The organism is Streptomyces sp. Go-475, from assembly GCF_003330845.1.
Lineage (GTDB): Bacteria > Actinomycetota > Actinomycetes > Streptomycetales > Streptomycetaceae > Streptomyces.
Genome location: NZ_CP026121.1, coordinates 3,337,155 through 3,355,223 on the forward strand (window position 1 = coordinate 3,337,155; position 18,069 = coordinate 3,355,223).

The 18,069-nt window shown below is 72.4% G+C and carries 11 protein-coding genes; 7 read left to right on the top strand and 4 right to left on the bottom strand.

Annotated features, from left to right (window positions below):
* Window positions 1-124: 124 nt before the first annotated feature.
* From C1703_RS15245 to C1703_RS15260, 3 genes are all read left to right on the top strand, one after another.
* Window positions 125-1,741, top strand: coding sequence for a glycosyltransferase family A protein (locus tag C1703_RS15245; RefSeq protein WP_232840492.1), 1,617 nt, complete (start codon window positions 125-127; stop codon window positions 1,739-1,741).
* A 63-nt stretch (window positions 1,742-1,804) separates the two neighbouring features.
* The gene (gene galE / locus C1703_RS15250; protein ID WP_114253206.1) at window positions 1,805-2,785 is read left to right on the top strand and encodes a UDP-glucose 4-epimerase GalE; all 981 of its coding nucleotides are present in this window, start codon (window positions 1,805-1,807) and stop codon (window positions 2,783-2,785) included.
* 348 nt (window positions 2,786-3,133) lie between these two features.
* Window positions 3,134-3,817 (top strand): Crp/Fnr family transcriptional regulator, encoded by a 684-nt coding sequence (locus C1703_RS15260; RefSeq protein ID WP_232840493.1) that lies wholly within the window; start codon window positions 3,134-3,136, stop codon window positions 3,815-3,817.
* Window positions 3,818-3,852: 35 nt separating this feature from the next.
* On the opposite strand, the gene C1703_RS15265 is transcribed toward C1703_RS15260, so the two are convergent.
* Window positions 3,853-4,479 carry a TetR/AcrR family transcriptional regulator gene (locus C1703_RS15265; RefSeq protein WP_114257428.1) on the bottom strand — a complete coding sequence of 209 codons (627 nt, stop codon included), beginning with the start codon at window positions 4,477-4,479 and terminating at the stop codon, window positions 3,853-3,855.
* Between the two features lie 184 nt (window positions 4,480-4,663).
* On the opposite strand from C1703_RS15265, the gene C1703_RS15270 reads away from it, so the two are divergent.
* The 4 genes from C1703_RS15270 to C1703_RS15285 all read left to right on the top strand — a co-directional run bounded on the left by C1703_RS15270 (window position 4,664) and on the right by C1703_RS15285 (window position 10,370).
* Entirely contained in the window at window positions 4,664-5,590 is a 927-nt protein-coding gene (locus tag C1703_RS15270; protein WP_114253210.1) for an ABC transporter permease, read from the top strand.
* Window positions 5,583-6,413: an ABC transporter ATP-binding protein gene (locus tag C1703_RS15275; protein WP_114253212.1), complete on the top strand. Its 831-nt coding sequence runs from the start codon at window positions 5,583-5,585 to the stop codon at window positions 6,411-6,413. Before C1703_RS15270 ends, C1703_RS15275 begins: the two co-directional genes overlap by 8 nt.
* A 100-nt stretch (window positions 6,414-6,513) precedes the next feature.
* The gene (locus tag C1703_RS15280; RefSeq protein ID WP_114253214.1) at window positions 6,514-8,709 is read left to right on the top strand and encodes a CDP-glycerol glycerophosphotransferase family protein; all 2,196 of its coding nucleotides are present in this window, start codon (window positions 6,514-6,516) and stop codon (window positions 8,707-8,709) included.
* A gap of 14 nt (window positions 8,710-8,723) precedes the next feature.
* Window positions 8,724-10,370, top strand: a complete 1,647-nt coding sequence (locus C1703_RS15285) for a glycosyltransferase family 2 protein (protein WP_114257429.1) — start codon at window positions 8,724-8,726, stop codon at window positions 10,368-10,370.
* Window positions 10,371-10,578: 208 nt separating this feature from the next.
* Here C1703_RS15285 and C1703_RS15290 read toward each other — a convergent pair whose 3' ends face one another.
* From C1703_RS15290 to C1703_RS15300, 3 genes are all read right to left on the bottom strand, one after another.
* Window positions 10,579-12,045 carry a hypothetical protein gene (locus tag C1703_RS15290; protein ID WP_114253216.1) on the bottom strand — a complete coding sequence of 489 codons (1,467 nt, stop codon included), beginning with the start codon at window positions 12,043-12,045 and terminating at the stop codon, window positions 10,579-10,581.
* A complete protein-coding gene (locus tag C1703_RS15295; RefSeq protein WP_232840494.1) occupies window positions 12,029-12,487 on the bottom strand; it encodes a GtrA family protein in 459 nt (152 codons plus the stop codon). The genes C1703_RS15290 and C1703_RS15295 overlap by 17 nt, the downstream gene beginning before the upstream one ends.
* Before the next feature lie 114 nt (window positions 12,488-12,601).
* A complete protein-coding gene (locus C1703_RS15300) occupies window positions 12,602-17,563 on the bottom strand; it encodes an NAD-glutamate dehydrogenase (RefSeq protein WP_114253220.1) in 4,962 nt (1,653 codons plus the stop codon).
* Window positions 17,564-18,069 lie beyond the last annotated feature (506 nt).

An 18,069-nucleotide genomic window follows, 5' to 3' on the forward strand; every position in this document is an offset into this window, starting at 1 on the left:
CGGGCCGGCGCCCCCCGCACGTCGGATCGTCACGGACCGATTTTGTGCCGCCCGGAAGGCGTTAGGGTCGTTTGATGGTGTGTTATCACTTTCACGTCATTCGCCCGGCTTACGATCGGCCGTGATGCATGCCGCGATGAATGCCGTGATGCGGGACTCCCAGGTCGCCGTCGTGGTCATCGGCTACGACGACGCCGCCCATGTGGCGGACGCCGTGCGCTCGGCGCTCGCCCAGGGCCCGGCCGTGCGCGAGGTCGTGGCCGTCGACGACGGCTCGGCGGACGGCAGCGCCGGCCTGCTCGACCGGCTCGCCGCGTCGGAGCCCCGGCTGAAGGTCATCCGACGCCGCGTCAACAGCGGCGGCTGCGGCACCCCGCGCAACACCGGGCTCGACGCGGTGACCTCGCCGTACGTGATGTTCCTCGACAGCGACGACGTCCTGCCGCCGGGCGCGGTCGACGCGCTGCTCGCGGCGGCCGAAGGGGCGGGCGCGGAGGTCGCGAGCGGTCTGTGCGTGCGCCGCGAACTGCCCTCGGGGCGTGAAGTCCCCTGGCAGCCGCGCCTCTACGCGCTGCACGCCGTGGTACCGCACCCGGCGCGGCGACCGCGCCTGGTCCACGACACGCTCTGCGTCAACAAGCTCTACCGCACCGGCTTCCTGCGCGAGCACGGCATCCGCTTCCCCGAGGGCCGCTTCCCGTACGAGGACGTCGTCTTCACCGCCCGCGTGCTGGCCGCCGACCCGCGGATCGCCCTCGTTCCGGACCGGGTGTACGTCTGGCACGTGCGCCGGTCCGCCGAGCGGCTGTCGATCTCGCTGGACCGGGCCGGTGTCGCCAACTGGCGGGCCCGCACGGAGGCGTGCCGGCAGGCGTACGAGATCCTGCTGGGCGCCGGGCAGAAGGAACTCGCGCGGGCCGCGCGCGCCAAGTTCCTCGACCACGACCTGCGGATGTACCTGCGCGAACTGGGGTTGCGTGACGCCCCCTACCAGCGCGCGTGGTGGGAGCTCACGCGGGCGCATCTCGCGGAGTACGACGCGGACGACTGGGCGCGCGACCCGGCCGCTCCCGGCCGGCTGGCCGGGCGGGTCGTCCAGGCCTGCCCGGAGCCGCGCGACCTGCCCCGGCTGCGGGAGCTGGCGGCCCGTCCGGCCCGGCTCCGCCCGCCGTACGCCCGGGCCGCCGACGGCACGCCCGTCTGGTCGGAGGACCTCCCGCAGATCTCGCTGGAGCCCCTGCTGACCCGGCCCGTGCGGGAGCTGCCCCTGGCCGTCGACGCGGCGCTGCGGCCCCGCGCCCGGGGCACCCGGCTGCGGCTGCGCCTGCACGAGCTGTACGGGCGGGTGGCGCGGGCGGGGCCGGAGACGGTGGAGGCGGAGTGGCGGCACCGGGACGACGGGACCGTCGTCGCCTGCCGTGCCACCCCGCTCGTGCCGTCCACGGGCACGTGGGCGGCGGAGACGGCCGTCGACCTCGCCGCCCTGGCCGCGCCCGGCGCGGGCACCTGGGACCTGCGCCTCCGGCTGCGCTTCCGCGACGGCGTGAGCCGCGAGGTCACGGCGCACGCGCTCACGAGCGCCGGTCTGCTGCGCCGCCGCGCCGTCCCGAGCGCCCGGCACGGCGTGGTACTCGTACAGCCGTACACCACCCACTCCGGCGCGCTGGCGCTGCGGGTGGCCCCCGGCGTACGCGGTGTGCTGTCGGTCGCACGCGGGAGACTGCGCCGCCTGCTTCACTGAGAGCACGACGTATCGGCACAGAGCACCACCACCTTGGGCCAACTGACGAGGGGACGGCCGCACATGACCTGGTTGATCACCGGCGGCGCCGGCTACATCGGAGCGCACGTCGTACGGGCGATGACCGCGGCGGGGGAACAGGCGGTGGTGTACGACGACCTGTCCACCGGCATCGCCGAACGCGTGCCCGACGGGGTGCCGCTGGTGGTGGGCTCGACGCTGGACGGCGAGCGGCTCGCGCACACCCTCGCGGACCACGCGGTCACCGGTGTCGTCCACCTCGCCGCGAAGAAGCAGGTGGGCGAGTCCGTCGAGCAGCCGCTGCACTACTACCGGGAGAACGTCGAGGGCCTGCGGATCCTCCTGGAGGCCGTGACGGCGGCCGAGGTGCCGTCCTTCGTCTTCTCCTCCTCGGCTGCGGTGTACGGCATGCCGGACGTGGACCTGGTCACCGAGGAGACGCCCTGCGTGCCGATGTCGCCCTACGGCGAGACGAAGCTCGCCGGCGAGTGGCTGGTCCGCGCGACGGGCCGGGCGACCGGGCTGTCGACCGCGTCCCTGCGCTACTTCAACGTGGCGGGGGCGGCGAGCCCGGAGCTGGCGGACGTCGGCGTCTTCAACCTCGTCCCGATGGTCTTCGAGAAACTCACGGAGGACGCGCCGCCGCGGATCTTCGGTGACGACTACCCGACCCCGGACGGCACCTGCGTGCGCGACTACATCCACGTCGTCGACCTGGCCGAGGCCCACGTCGCGGCGGCCCGGGCGCTGCGCTCCTCCCCAGGCCGGGACCTCACCGTCAACATCGGCCGGGGCGAGGGCGTCTCCGTCCGCGAGATGATCGACCGCATCAACGCGGTCACCGGCTACGACCGGCCGCCCACGGTCACGCCCCGCCGCCCGGGCGACCCGGCCCGTGTCGTCGCCTCCGCCGACCGCGCCGCCGCCGACCTCGGCTGGAAGGCCCGGCACGACGTCCAGGACATGATCACCTCGGCATGGGAGGGGTGGCTGCGGCTGCACCCGGAGGCGAGGCGGGGCTGACGAGCGGGGACCACTCGCGCACCGAGCGGACCTCGACGCCGGGGGTGCGCCGGTAGTACGGGGTCCTCGTGGAGGATCTCGTCCAGCCGCGCCCGGTCGACCGTGAAGAGCAGGAGGGCACCGGTGTCGTCGGCCCAGGGACCGGCGGCGGCGAGCGCCCCCTCGGCGTGCAGACGGGTCAGGGTCTCGCGGTGGGCGGGGCGGGCGGCGAGGCGCTCCGGGGCGGGTGTGAAGGCGAGCTCGACGACGAACACGGGGTCCTTTCCAAGCCGGTGTACGGGGACGGCGGTGAGGTCAGGCTCGGCGCGCCGGATGCTGCTGTATCGCGCGATACAGACGGGAGTCGGGGTGGACACGCACGGATGGCGGCGGCTGCGGGACGTACCGCTGTTCGCGCGGTTGCCGGACGCCGGCCTGATCGCCCTGTGGGACGGGTCGGTGCCGCGCCGCTACGCCGCCGGCGAGGTCCTGCGGGCGCAGGGCGCGCCGGCCGATCACCTGCTGGTGCTGCTGAGCGGGAGCACGGCGGCGTCCGCGGCGACGGCGAACGGGCGGGTGGTGCGGTTCGGCACGTGGAGCGGGCCGTGCGCGCTCGACAAGGTGGCGCTGCTCGACCGGGCGGGCCACACGGCGACGTTCACGGCGGTCGGACAGTGCGCGGTGCGGGCCGTGCCGCGGGCTCGCTTCATGGCCCTGCTCGACGACTCGGCGGCGGTCCGCGCGCACGTACTGCGCCTGCTGGCCGCCCAGGCCCGTGCCCAGCAGGAACGGCTGACGGACACCGTCGCCCTGCCGTGCGAGGCACGTCTCGCGGCCTGGCTGCTCCACGCGGCGGCGGACGGCGGGCGGGTGGTGTGCCTGCCCGGGTCCCAGCAGGGGCTCGCCGACCTGCTGGGCGTCACCCGGGTGACGGTCAACCGCGCCCTGTCCTGGCTGCGGCGCGACGGCCTCGTCCGGCCGGCGGCGAACGGGCGGATCGAGTTGCTCGCGCCGGAGCTGCTCGCGTTGCGGGCGATGGCGGAACGCGGCTGACGCGCCGCTTCCGCGGGGCCCGGGGGTGACGGCTCCTACAGCGCCCGCAGCGCCGCCGACGTGGCCCGGGCCAGGGAAGCCAGGTATCCCTTGGGCAGCTTCGGGCTGCGGATCACCACCGAGCGCCAGTACAGCGGGCCCGAGATCAGGTCGAGGGCCAGGTCGTGGTCGATGCCCTCGCGGAGTTCGCCGCGGCGCTCCGCCGCCGTGACGATGCCGGTGGCGACGCCGTCCTGCCCCTCGCGCAGGGCCTTCTGCAGGGCCTCGGCGATGTCGGGGTTGCGGGCCGCCTCGGCCTGGAGGTCGGGGATGATCTGCGAGGCGACGGGGTGGCGCAGGGCGCGGGACGTCACCTCGTAGAGCAGCCGCAGGTCGCCCTCCAGGGAGCCGGTGTCCGGCGCGGGCAGGCCCTGCACGGCGAGCGCCGAGACGATGTCCAGGACCAGGTGCAGCTTCGAGCGCCAGCGGCGGTAGACCGCCGTCTTCCCGACGCCCGCCCGGCGCGCGATCCCCTCGATGGACATCCGCGCGTAGCCGACGGCCGCGAGTTCCTCGAAGACGGCCGCCCGGATGGCTTCCGTCACGTCCTCCCGCAGTACGGCCGCCCCCGCGGGGGCCCGGCGGCGCGGGGGCTGCTGGGGCTCGTCGGGCTTCGTCGTCATGCCGGACAGCATAGGGCGTCACGACGAAACGGTTGCGTTCCGACGCTCGCCCGACGTACGCTCCCGTTACGACGATACGGTCCCGTCCCGACGTAAAAACTCGTGAAGAGTCCGGTAAGAAGCACCCCTCACGACCCTTCGCGGCCCCTCAGGTCCCCCCTCCCCCCGAGCGAAAGCAGCGGATGTGAGCCAGGTCCTCCACACACCGCCCCAGACCCCGGCCCCGGCCCCCACCCCGGCCGAACACGACCTCGCGGCCCTCGCCGCCCGGCACGGCCTCTCCGTCAGCGGCGCCCGCCCCTCCCTGCCCGAGTACGTCCGCCAGCTGTGGGCCCGCCGCCACTTCATCACCGCGTTCGCCACCGCCAAGCTCACCGCCCAGTACAGCCAGGCGAAGCTCGGCCAGGTGTGGCAGGTGATGACCCCGCTGCTGAACGCGGCGGTCTACTACTTCATCTTCGGCGTGCTGCTCGGCACCAAGCACGGCGTGCCGGACTACATCCCGTTCCTGGTCACGGGCGTGTTCATCTGGACGTTCACGCAGAGCTCGATCATGGCGGGCACCCGCGCCATCTCCGGCAACCTCGGCCTGGTCCGCGCCCTGCACTTCCCGCGCGCCGCGCTGCCGCTGTCGTTCTGCCTCCAGCAGCTCCAGCAGCTGCTGTTCTCGATGGGCGCCCTGGTCGTCATCCTGCTCTGCTTCGGGGTGCCGGTCCGCGCGTCCTGGCTGCTGGCGGTGCCGGCGCTGTTCCTGCAGTTCACGTTCAACGCGGGCGTCTCCATGGTCATGGCCCGGATGGGTGCCAAGACCCCCGACATCGCCCAGCTGATGCCGTTCGTGCTGCGCACCTGGATGTACGTCTCGGGTGTCATGTGGAGCATCGACAAGCTGGCGCAGAAGGACGGCCTGCCCCACGTGGTGAAGGTCGCGCTGGCGACCAACCCGGCCGCCGTCTACATCGACCTGATGCGCTTCGCCCTGATCGACAGCTTCCACGCGAGCCAGCTGCCCGCCCACGTGTGGGCGATCGCGGCCGGCTGGGCGCTGCTCGCAGGCGTCGGCGGCTTCATCTACTTCTGGAAGGCTGAGGAGACGTACGGCCGTGGCTGAGCACCCGAGCGAGAAGATCCCCACCGTCGTCGCCGACGGCGTCGACATCGTCTACCGCGTCAACGGCACCGGCGCCGGACGCGGCTCCGCGACCGCCGCCCTCAACCGCATCGTGCGCCGCAAGCAGACCGAGAAGGCGGCGGGCGTGCGCCGGGTGCACGCCGTGAAGAACGTGTCCTTCGTCGCCTACCGGGGCGAGGCGATCGGCCTGATCGGAACGAACGGCTCCGGCAAGTCGACCCTGCTGAAAGCCGTCGCCGGGCTCCTCCCCGTGGAGAACGGCCACATCTACACCGACGGCCAGCCCTCCCTCCTCGGCGTCAACGCCGCCCTGATGAACGACCTCACCGGCGAGCGCAACGTCCACCTCGGCGGTCTCGCCATGGGCATGTCCCGGGAGCAGGTCAGGGAGCGCTACCAGGAGATCGTCGACTTCTCGGGCATCAACGAGAAGGGCGACTTCATCACGCTGCCGATGCGCACGTACTCCTCCGGCATGGCGGCCCGGCTGCGGTTCTCCATCGCCGCCGCCAAGGACCACGACGTGCTGCTCATCGACGAGGCGCTGGCCACCGGCGACCGCTCCTTCCAGAAGCGCTCCGAGGACCGCATCCGCGAGCTGCGCAAGCACGCGGGCACGGTCTTCCTGGTCAGCCACAACAACAAGTCGATCCGCGACACCTGCGACCGCGTGCTGTGGCTGGAGCGCGGGGAGCTGCGCATGGACGGGCCGACGGAGGACGTCCTGAAGGAGTACGAGGCGTTCACCGGCGACAAGTCGCCGAAGGCGGGGGCGGGGGCCGGGGCGAAGGTTTCCTCGTGACGCGCGCCGGTCTCCCTCGTGAGGCGCACTCGGTCGGCCCTTTTGTCTCATTGATGGCACCATGACCGCATAGGTGCAGCCGCGAGAAGGAGTCCCCGTGATGGCCGAGCTGAGCGTCGTCGTCCACGGGCCGAACGTGCAGGACCATCTGACGGAACTCCTCGACTCCCTCGCCGCCCACCCCCTCCCGGACGCCGAGGTGATCGTGGCCGCGGTCGGCGACTGGGCCCGGGAGACCGCCGAGCGGCACACCCCGGACCTCCAGGTCCTGCCGCTGCCGGACGGCACCGGCGACGCCGCGGCCCGGGCGGCGGGCGCGGCACGGGCCTCCGGCCGGTGGCTGCACTTCGTCCACGCCAAGGACGGCCTGCCCGCCGGCGCCCCGCGCACGGTCGCCGAGCGGGTCGCGGAGCTGCCCGCAGAGGTGGACGTCCTGCTCCTCGACCATGTCCGCAGCACCTGGCACACCTCCGGCATGCCCTCCCCGGACGGCTCGCTGCTCGCCCGCGCGGGCCGGGCCGACGTCGCCCTGGACGACTGCGCGCCCCTGCTGCGGCTGACCCCGCTGCTCGGCACCCGGGTCCTGCGCGCGGACTTCTGGAGGGCGCACGAGCAGCGGCTCACCACCGACGACGAGCCGTACGCCGCCCTGGCCGCCCTGCTGCTCGCCGACCGGGTCGCCTGCCTGCCGCACGTCGCCTACGAGGACCGCAGACTGCGCCCCGCCAGTCTGCCCCCGGTCACGCCCGAGCAGCGCTACGGCCTCGTGGAGCGCTACGAGTCCCTCCTCGACCTCGCCCGCGACCGCCGCGCCGCCCACACCGTCCTCTACGACGTCATGGTCCGCGACTGCCTGCGCACCTTCGCCCGGGGCGGCATGCCGGAGGAGGTCGCGCGGGAGTTCTTCCGCCGGGCGTCCCTGGCCGCCCTGCGCCGCCGCCCCGAGGGCCACCGGCGCCCGGCCGGCCTCGAAGGCGTCCGCCGCTCCCTGCTCGAAGAGGGCGCGTACGCCAGGTACCGGGCCTTCCAGGCCGTCAACCGCACGCGCCGCACCGCCAGGTCGGCCGTACGGACCCGCAGGCGCCAGGTCGGCGCCAAGCTCCGCGACCACCAGTACCGCAGAGCGCTCGGCCGCCCGGTCAACCCCAACCTGGCGGTGTTCTCGGCATACTGGAACCGCGGCGTCGCCTGCAATCCCGCCGCCATCGCCGCGAAGCTCGCCGAACTCGCCCCGCAGATCCACTCCGTGTGGGTGGTGACCGAGGAGAACGCGGCCCTGCTGCCGCCCGGCACCGACCACGTCGTGCCCGGCAGCCGCCGCTACTGGGAGGTGCTGGCGACCGCCAAGTACCTGGTCAACAACGTCAACTTCCCCAACGCGGTGGTCAAGCGCCCCGACGCGGTCCACGTCCAGACCCACCACGGCACACCGCTGAAGCGCATGGGCATCGACCAGCTGGCCTACCCGGCCGCCGCGCAGGGCCTGGACTTCCAGGCACTGCTGGAGCGCATCGACAAGTGGGACTTCAGCGTCTCGTCCAACAGCCACACCACCCGCATGTGGGAGCGCGCCTACCCCTCGCGCTACGTCTCCCTGGACCATGGCTATCCGCGCAACGACGTGTACTACACGGCCGGCGCCGCCGACATCCGCGCGATCCGCGACCGCCTCGGCATCGCGCCCGGCCGCCGGGCCGTCCTCTACGCGCCCACCCACCGCGACTACGAGGCCGGCTGGACGCCCCGCCTGGACCTCGCCGCCCTCGCCGACCGCCTCGGCGAGGAAACGGTCCTCCTCGTCCGCGGCCACTACTTCTACGGCGGCGCCGCCTCCCCGCTCACCAACCTGCGCCGCACGGGCCGGATCATCGACGTCTCCTCCTACGACCCGGTCGAGGAGCTGTGCCTGGCGGCGGACGCCCTGGTCACGGACTACTCCTCGATCATGTTCGACTACGCCAACCTCGACCGGCCGCTCGTGATCTACGCCGACGACTGGGAGACGTACCGCACCACCCGCGGCGTCTACTTCGACCTGATGGCCGAGGCCCCCGGCCCGGTGGCCCGCACCCAGGAGGAGCTGACGGAGATCCTCACCACCGACGCCTGGCGCGACGAGGGCGCGGCGAAGGCCCGGGCCGTCTTCCGGCGCCGGTTCTGCGAGTACGACGACGGCCGCGCCGCCGAGCGCGTCGTCCGCCGGGTCTTCCTCGGCCAGGACGAGAGCGAGCTGCCGCCGGTCCTGCCGGTCGAGGAGCGCACCCCGGCCCCGACCCCGCAGGAGGCGACCGCATGAGCACCCAGGACGTCATGAGCACCCCCGACGTCACCGTGACGGTCATCGTCTACAACGACGCCGAACGCCTCACGCGCGCGGTCGACTCGGTGCGCCGGCAGACCCACGCGAACATCGAGATCGTCATCAGCGACGACCACTCCACGGACGCGACCCCGGCGGTGGCCCAGCGGCTGGCGGCCGAGGACCCCCGCATCCGCCACCTCCGCCTGGAGCGCAACAGCGGCGGCTGCAGCGCCCCGCGCAACCGCGCGCTGGAGACCGCCCGGGCGCCGTACCTGATGTTCCTCGACAGCGACGACGAACTCCCCGACGACGCCGTCGAACTGCTGCTCGCCGCGCACCGCGAGCGCGAGATCGACTTCGCGATGGGCGCGGTGCAGCGGATCCGGGCGGACAGCGGCCGCCGCTCGACGTGGATGCCGCACCTGGTCGCCGAGCGCCGCACGCTCGACGGCATCGAGGCCGACCCGCGGCTGCTCTTCGAGCACCTGTCGACGAGCAAGATGTACGCCCGCGCCTTCCTCGACCGGCACGGCCTGCGCTTCCCCGAGGGCATCCACTACGAGGACCAGCTGTTCTCGGCGCAGGCGTACTGCCTGGCCAAGCGCTTCACGATCATCCCGGAGCCGGTGTACCGCTGGTACGTGGCCCCGTACGCGTCCTCCGACGCGGCCTCGATATCCAACCAGCGGCACAAGCTCGCCAACGTCCGGGACCGGATCCACGTCCAGCACCTCATCGACACGTTCCTGGCCGAGAGCGGGCACGAGTCGCTGCGCGAGGACAAGGACCACAAGTTCCTCAAGCACGACTTCCGGATGTACGCCGGTGACCTGCCCTACCGGGACGACGCCTGGCTGACGTCCTTCGCGGACATCGTCACCCCCTACCTCGACACGCTCACCCCGGGCGCGTTCACCCGCCTCCCGCGCGCCGAGCGCGTGGTGATCCAGCTGATCCGCGACCGCCGCCTGCGCGAAGCCCGGCTGGCCGCCCGGGGCCTGGGCCACGGAGTCGCCCCGAGGCGGGTGACGACGGACGCGGAGGGCCGCGCCTACTGGGGCGACCGGATCCCCTCCGACGCCTGGTCCCGCCGCGAACTGGACATCTCGGACCTGGAACTGGAGACCCGGCCCTTCCCGAGCGCCCAGTTCCGCCACGAGATCACGGAGATCACCCGAGGCCCCGGCGCCTCGGTCGACCTCACCATCCGCACGTACGACCCGGCCCTGCGCCTCCCCGTCGGCCCCCAACGCGCGGCGCTCCTCATCGCCCCGGGCGGCCGCCGCCTCCGCGTCGACTTCCGCCTCTCCCCCGTCCGCCCCGGCGTCTTCGAGGGCCACGCCCACCTGGATCTGGCGGCGGCGTCCCTCCCCCTCCATGGCTTCACCGGAGTCCGCCACCCCCTGCTCCGCCTGCACCACCAGGGCCTGACCAACACGGGCCTCCTCCTGGCCCCCCTGACGTTCCCCACCCTGACCACCCGCATCCCCCACCACCGCCTCACCCTGGAACCCGAGGGCCACGGCCCGGGCCGCCTCCAGGCCCGCTGGGAACCGACGGGTGTGACGGCGACTCTGATCCGCCCCGCGGTACGCCACCTGGGCCGCCCCCGGCTGAAGAGGGCGGCGCGGTTGGTGGCGAGCGCGCTCAGGTAGCCGATGACCCGCTCAGCTGCGGGCAATCGTGCCGCTAAGGGCGGCACGGGTGGGCGATGGGGGTCCCCCCTGCTCGAGCGAAGCCGAGAGCTCGGGGGAGGCACCCCGCTCCGCCGGGCTGCGCAACGCCCCGCCCTCAGCACCAACGCGTCCAGCCACCGCCACCCAGTCGTACAACCGCGCCACACCGCCTCACCGCCTCACCGCCTCACCGCAGCACCGCATAGAGCACCTGCCCCCCAGGCCCCCGAGCCACCTCCCGGAGCCCGGCGCCCCGCGCAGCCGCCCCCGCCACCACCCACCGCACCCCATACGCCCGCAGGATCTCCCCCCGCGCCCTCCCCGACGCCCCCTCCGCGAAGTACCGCCGCACAGCCTCCTCCCGCCGCCCCTCGTCCGGCAGGAAGAAGTCGGGATACCCGGGCGCCACGGTGTACGCCCCGTACGCCGGGATCTGCCGAGCCGGCCGCCCCGCCCGGGCCATCACCACGTCCCCGTACTTCACCCACGGCGTGATCCAGTGGTACCCCGCCCACGGCTGCCGGTACTTCTCCGCGACAGCCTCCGGCAGATCCCCCCGCGGCACCACGTACCCGACCGTCCCGGCCTGCGTCCACGCCCCCACGGCCAGCGCCGCGCCCAGCGCGCACGCCCACCCCGCCCGCACCGCCCGCCGCCCGGCCGCCACCGCCTCCAGCGCCGCCGCGAGCTGCGCCGGGATCAGCGCCGCCGGCAACGCCCGGCCCCACGAGTAGTGCCCGCTCAGCCCGCCCGCCGCGACGACGACCACCCCCAGCCCGAAGAACAGCACCAGCGGATCCCACCGGTCCCGCCCCCACCGCACCCCCAGGGCCACCACCCCGAGCAGCACCAGCCAGTACCGCCCGAGCAGGTCCTCGTACAGCGGCCGGTGCACCGCCTCCAGCCCGTCCCCCGCCCCGGACAGCGCGAAGAAGTCGTAGTACGGCCACAGCAGCAGCACCCCGAGCCCCACCACGGCCCCGCCCCCGAGCCGCAGCCACGTGCCCCGCCCCGGCCGCGCGGCGAGCAGCGTCGCGATCACCCCAAGCGAGGCCACCACGCCCGAGAACTGGTGACAGAGCAGGATCACCGCCCACAGCGCCCCCAGCCCCAGCCACGTCCCCCATCCCGCGTCCCGGCGCACCGCCCGCCCCAGCCACGCCCAGAGGTGGAACGCCAGACCCAGCGCGAACACGCTCGGATACGACACCGTCAGCGCGAGCGAGTTGAGCCCGTAGAAGCCGCTCCAGTTGAACAGGGCCGTCCCCCACAGGAACAGCAGGCTCAGCAGGGCCAGGGCGGGCGCGGCCCGATGGCCGTCGAGGGTCCGCACGTACCGCCACACCCCGCTCACCAGCAGCCCGAGTCCGGCCAGCGCCCCGAGCCGCAGCACCACGAAGACCGACAGCCGGCTCACCCGCGCGACGCACCCGAGCACCAGCATCCACGGCGAGTAGTACGGACTCGGCGTGTCCGCGTCGACGAGCGGGTTGCCCGGGTCGACGAGGTCGTGCCGCAGCCGCTGCACGGTCGCCGCGTGCATCCCGAGGTCCCCGGCCCACGGCAGCCGCACGATCACGAGGAGCAGCAGCAGGACGGCCACCGCGGCGGCGGCCTGCGCGGCGACGACCGCCGGTCTAGGCGCGGCGCGCATCGTGCTGGAACACCCAGGTGCGGTAGACGAGGAACCGGAAGGCCGACGCCAGCACGATGGAGACCGCCTTGACCAGGTTCGACTCGACGGGCCCGGCCAGCCCCAGCCCGTGGTACCCGGCGAAGAACAGCCCGCTCTCCATGGCGACGCCGATGCCGCTGAAGACGAAGAACAGCACGATCTGGCGCCTCGTCCGCGACGCCCTGTCGCGGTAGGTGAAGTACCGGAAACCGAGGTAGTTGCTGCCCATGGCGACCAGGCTGGCCAGCACGGTCGCCACCATGGCGGCCCAGTGCAGCCCGTGCAGGAGCACGTTGAACACCAGGAAGTTCACCGCGACGCCGCTGCCGCCGACCACCGCGAAGTTCACCACTTCGAGGACGACGCGCTTGACGGGGAGGGCGGGAGCGGCCGCTCGCTCCTCGGACAGGTTCACAGTCACGCCACAAGCCTTAGCCGGATTCGGTAAGTCCTCCACTCGAATCGCCCTAAGGCGGGCCAAGAACGAGCGCCCCGGGCCGGTGGCCGGCCCGGGGCGCTCGCCACGCCGTACGCCCTACGAATGCGTCCGCAGCAGCGTCCTCATCGTGCGCATCGCCACCGACAGGTTGGCGAGGTCGAACGCGTCCGAGCTCTGGATCTCCTCCAGCGTCGTCCGGGCCCGGCCGAGGATCGCCGCGTTCTTCTGCTCCCACGCCTGGTAGCGCTGCTCGGGCGTCGAGGTGCCGTTGCCCACCGCCAGGACGTCGGCGGTCAGCGCCGCGTGCGCCGCGTACAGGTCCTCGCGGATCGCCGCGCGGGCCATGGACTGCCAGCGGTCCGCGCGGGGCAGCTCGATGATGCGGTCCATCAGCTGGGTGATGCGCAGCCGGTCGGCCAGGTCGTAGTACACCTCGGCGACGTCCAGCGGCTCCCGGCCCATGCGGTCCGCGACCGAGACGATGTCGAGCGTCGGGAAGGCGGAGGAGAACCCGGCCACCCGGGTGGCGAGCTCGTCCGGCACGCCGGCGCCCGTCAGCTCGTCGTGGATCTTCTGGTACCACTCCAGGTCGGCGCCGCGCAGCAGCTTCGGCAGCTCCCCCCAGACCTGCTCGACCCGGTCGGCGAAGAAGTCGACCGTCTCGGCGAGCTCCAGCGGCTGCGGCCGGTTGTTGAGCAGCCAGCGCGTGCCGCGCTCCACCAGACGACGGGAGTGCAGCCGGATGCGGGTCTGGACCTCGGCCTCGACCTTGTTGTCGAGCGCCTCGACCCCGTCCCACACCGGGGACTGGCGGAAGATCGCCCGGGCCGCGGTCTGCGCCCGCACGATCTCCTCCAGCGACGCGCCGGTCTCCTCGCGCAGCCGGTGCAGATACGTCGTACCGCCCGTGTTGACCGTGTCGTTGACCAGCACCGTCGTGGTGATCTCACGGCGCAGCGGGTGGCCGTCGAGCCGGTCGGGGAACTGCTCGCGCAGCTCGGTCGGGAAGTACGCGTGCAGCAGGCCCTTGAGGTACGGGTCGTCGGGCAGCGAGGTGTGCAGCAGCTCCTCGGCGACCGTGATCTTCGTGTACGCCAGCAGGACGGCCGTCTCGGGCCCGGTCAGGCCCTGCCCGTTGCTGAGCCGCTCGCGGATCTGCCGGTCGGTGGGCAGGAACTCCAGCGCCCGGTCGAGGTGGCCCTCCCTGACCAGGTGCTTCATGAAGCGCTGCTGGGCGTGGAGCATGTCCTTGGACTGGGCGAGGGCGTTGGCGATCGCCGTGTTCTGCGCGTAGTTGTTGCGCAGCACCAGCCGGCCGACCTCGTCGGTCATGTCGGCGAGCAGCTTGTTGCGCTGCTTGACGGTCATGTCGCCGTCGGTGACCAGGCCGTTGAGCAGGATCTTGATGTTCACCTCGTGGTCGGAGGTGTCCACGCCCGCGCTGTTGTCGATGGCGTCGGTGTTGATCCGGCCGCCGTGCAGCGCGAACTCGATCCGGCCCAGCTGGGTGAGGCCGAGGTTGCCGCCCTCGCCGACGACCTTGACGCGCAGGTCCTGGCCGTCGACGCGGATGGCGTCGTTGGCCTTGTCGCCGACGTCCGCGTTGGACTCGGCGGAGGACTTGACGTACGTGCCGATGCCGCCGTTCCACAGCAGGTCCACCGGCGCCTGGAGGATGGCCTTCATCAGGTCGGCCGGGGTCAGCTTGGTGACCTTGGCCTCGATGCCGAGGGCCTCGCGGATGTGCGCGTTGACGGGGATCGCCTTGGCCGTGCGCGGGAAGATCCCGCCGCCGGCCGACAGCAGCTCCTTGTTGTAGTCCTCCCAGCTGGAGCGGGGCAGCTCGAACAGGCGGCGGCGCTCGGCGTAGGAGGTGGCGGCGTCCGGGTTCGGGTCGATGAAGATGTGCCGGTGGTCGAAGGCGGCGACCAGGCGGATGTGCTCGGAGAGCAGCATGCCGTTGCCGAACACGTCACCGGACATGTCACCGATGCCGACGACCGTGAAGTCCTCGGTCTGGGTGTCCACGCCCAGCTCCCGGAAGTGCCGCTTGACGGACTCCCAGGCGCCGCGGGCGGTGATGCCCATGCCCTTGTGGTCGTAGCCGGCGGAGCCGCCGGAGGCGAAGGCGTCCCCGAGCCAGAAGTTGTACTTCTCGGCGACCCCGTTGGCGATGTCGGAGAAGGTCGCGGTGCCCTTGTCGGCGGCGACGACGAGGTAGGTGTCGTCCTCGTCGTGCCGGACGACGTCGGCCGGGGGCACGACCTCGCCCGCGACCATGTTGTCGGTGATGTCGAGCAGCGCCGAGATGAACGTCTTGTAGCTGGCGATGCCCTCGGCCATCCACGCGTCGCGGTCGACGCTCGGGTCCGGCAGCTGCTTGGCGACGAAGCCGCCCTTCGCGCCGACCGGCACGATGACGGTGTTCTTCACCATCTGCGCCTTGACCAGGCCGAGGATCTCCGTGCGGAAGTCCTCCCGCCGGTCGGACCAGCGCAGGCCGCCGCGCGCGACCTTGCCGAAGCGCAGGTGCACGCCCTCGACCCGGGGCGAGTACACCCAGATCTCGAACGCCGGGCGCGGCGCGGGCAGGTCCGGGATGGCCTGCGGGTCGAACTTCATGGAGACGTACTCGTGCGGCTTGCCGCCCGCGGCCTCCTGGAAGAAGTTCGTCCGCAGGGTCGCCTTGATGACCGTGAGGAAGGACCTGAGGATCCGGTCCTCGTCGAGCGAGGCGACCTGGTCGAGGGCCGCGTCGACCTCCTCCAGCAGCGCGTCCACGATCTCGTGTCCCGCGCGCTGCCGGTCCGGCGACATCCGCGCCTCGAACAGGGAGACGAGCAGCCGGGTGGTGTGGACGTTGTTGCGGAGGGTGTCCTCCATGTAGTCCTGGCTGAACGTCGACGCCGCCTGGCGCAGGTACTTCGCGTACGCCCGCAGCACCATCGCCTGGCGCCAGCTCAGCCCGGCGCTCAGCACCAGGGCGTTGAAGCCGTCGTTCTCCGCCTTGCCGGTCCAGGTGGCCGCGAAGGCGTCCTGGAACCGCTCGCGGGCGTCGTCGCCCAGGTAGTCCATGCCGCCGCCCTTGGCGCGGGGCATGCGCAGCCCGAAGTCGTAGATCCAGGCCACGCTGCGGTCCGAGCAGCGCAGCTCGTACGGCCGTTCGTCGACGACCTCGACGCCGAGCCGGTTGAGGACCGGCAGCACCGCCGACAGGGAGATCGCGTCGCCCGTGCGGTAGATCTTGAAGCGACGTTCCTCGGGTGCGGCGCCCACCGGCTCGTAGAGGCTGAGCGCGAAGTCCTTGCCCTCCTCGGCGTTCAGCTGCTCCAGGTGGACGAGGTCGGCGACCGCGGCGCGCGGGTTGTGGTCGGCCTTGTAGCCCTCGGGGAAGGCGTGCGCGTAGCGGCGCATCAGTTCGGCCGCGCGCTCCTCGCCGAGTTCGGCGTTGAGCGCCTCGGCGAAGGCGTCCTCCCAGGAGCGGGCTGCCTCCACCAGCCGGGCCTCGATGCGCTCCTTGTCGGCATCGGACAGCTCCGGCAGCTCGGTGCCCTGCGGGACGCGGACCACGAAGTGCAGCCGGGAGAGGATCGACTCGGTGTTCCAGGCCGTGAAGTCGACGCTGATGCCGCCGAGCTCCTCCTTGAGGATCTCGATGATCCGCAGGCGGACGGCCGTGGTGTAGCGGTCGCGGGGGAGGTAGACGAGGGCGGAGTAGTAGCGCCCGTACTCGTCCTGGCGCAGGTAGAGGCGCAGGCGCCGGCGTTCCTGGAGGTAGAGGACGGAGGTGACGATGGACCGCAGCTCGTCGACCGGGGTCTGGAACAGTTCGTCGCGCGGGTACGTCTCCAGGATCTGCAGCAGGTCCCGCCCGTCGTGGCTGTTGGGCGAGAACCCGGCCTGTTCGAGGACCTCCTCGACCTTGCGCCGGATGACGGGGACGCGCCGCACGGACTCGGTGTACGCGGCGGACGAGAACAGCCCGAGGAACCGCCGCTCGCCCACGACGTTGCCCTCGGCGTCGAACTTCTTCACGCCGATGTAGTCCAGGTACGACGGCCGGTGCACGGTCGCCCGGCTGTTCGCCTTGGTCAGGACGAGCAGCTTGTGCTCGCGGGCCTTGGCCCGGGCGTCGGCGGGCAGCCGCTCGAAGGACGGGCTGACCGGGTGGCTCTCCTGGTCGGAGTGGTGCGGGTCGGCGCGCAGGATGCCGAGGCCGGTGCCGGGCACAGCGGCCAGGGAGTCGTCGTCGCGGAGCTGATACTCGCGGTAACCGAGGAAGGTGAAGTGGTCGTCGGCCAGCCAGCGCAGCAGCTCGCGGGCCTCCTCGACCTGCGGTCCGGGCAGGTCGCCGGGGATGGACTCGTCCGGCAGCCCCTCCGCCAGCCGGATCGCCGCGTCCCGCATCTTGCCCCAGTCCTCGACGGCCTCACGGGCGTCGGACAGCACGCGCAGCAGGTCGGCGGTGATCTGCTTCAGATCGGCCCGGTCGGTCTCGCGGTCGATCTCGACGTGGATCCAGGACTCGACGTGCGCGTCGTGCGGGAGGCTCCCGGCGCCGGTCGCGGGCGTGGGCAGCACCTCGATGAGCTTGCCGGTCACGTCCCGCCGGACGACGAACTGCGGGTGGATGACGACGTGGATGCCACGCCCCTGCCGCGTCAGCTCATTGGTGACGGAGTCGACGAGGAAGGGCATGTCGTCGGTGACGACCTCCACGACGGAGTGGCTGCACGTCCACCCGTTCTCCTCCACGGTGGGCGTGTGCACCCGCACGTTGGCCGTGCCCTGGGGGCGGTTCTCGGCCAGCCGGTAGTGCGATACGGCGGCTCCGAAGACGTCGACCGGGTCGCGGTCGGTGAGGTCCTCCGGGGCCGTGTGCAGGTAGTAACGCTGGAGGAACGTGAGCAGGGACTCGCGGTCCGGAGCTTCCTGGGCGTCTGGGGTCTCCTCGCCCGTCGACCCGGTCGGTAGGTGCCCCCCGACCGGGCTGTTCTCAGCTACCCGAGCGGCCCTCTCGAGCAACTCGGCCTTGGCTTCGTCCAGCTTGGTCTGCATTGTCCTCTGGCTCCTGTCGCGCGCCGTTGCGTGACGTAGAAGGAAGTACGGCCTCTGCGCTTGCGACGTCACGTCGTGACACGGGGTATCCGGTCTGTTCCGACGCTATGCCGCAAGGCGAGATGAGCGGGGGTGTCTGAGCCATTCTTGAGCTGCTCCACCGGTGTGACGCTGCTCTCTGCGACGCCTGGGTCCGGGTGGTGCTCGGCGTCCCGGGAGTCCTCGATGCCCCGTCCCGCCCGCGAAGACCAGCGACCGCCGCCCGGACACGGATGTCGTCCGTGCTCTCCGGGCGCAGGGCAGGGACATCGGCGTCCCCGCGAACTATCGCGCTGATCACGCCACCAAGGCTATCGCTCCTTACAGGGCCCCCGTCATGAGCCGTATGTGTACAAAACCAGCCCTGCAAGTTTGACGTTCTGCACAGTGCGCGCACCTAGCTGCGGGGTGCTGGTCCACCCAGCTGCGGGCAATCGTGCCGCTGGGGCGGCACGGGTGGGCGCAGC

What these genes read in the sequence shown, in the direction of transcription:
- C1703_RS15245 (WP_232840492.1), top strand. Translation starts at nt 125, where the DNA reads ATGCATGCCGCGATGAATGCCGTGATGCGGGACTCCCAGGTCGCCGTC.
- galE (WP_114253206.1), top strand. Translation starts at nt 1,805, where the DNA reads ATGACCTGGTTGATCACCGGCGGCGCCGGCTACATCGGAGCGCACGTC.
- C1703_RS15265 (WP_114257428.1), bottom strand. Translation starts at nt 4,479, where the DNA reads ATGACGACGAAGCCCGACGAGCCCCAGCAGCCCCCGCGCCGCCGGGCC.
- C1703_RS15280 (WP_114253214.1), top strand. Translation starts at nt 6,514, where the DNA reads ATGGCCGAGCTGAGCGTCGTCGTCCACGGGCCGAACGTGCAGGACCAT.
- C1703_RS15285 (WP_114257429.1), top strand. Translation starts at nt 8,724, where the DNA reads ATGAGCACCCCCGACGTCACCGTGACGGTCATCGTCTACAACGACGCC.
- C1703_RS15290 (WP_114253216.1), bottom strand. Translation starts at nt 12,045, where the DNA reads ATGCGCGCCGCGCCTAGACCGGCGGTCGTCGCCGCGCAGGCCGCCGCC.
- C1703_RS15300 (WP_114253220.1), bottom strand. Translation starts at nt 17,563, where the DNA reads ATGCAGACCAAGCTGGACGAAGCCAAGGCCGAGTTGCTCGAGAGGGCC.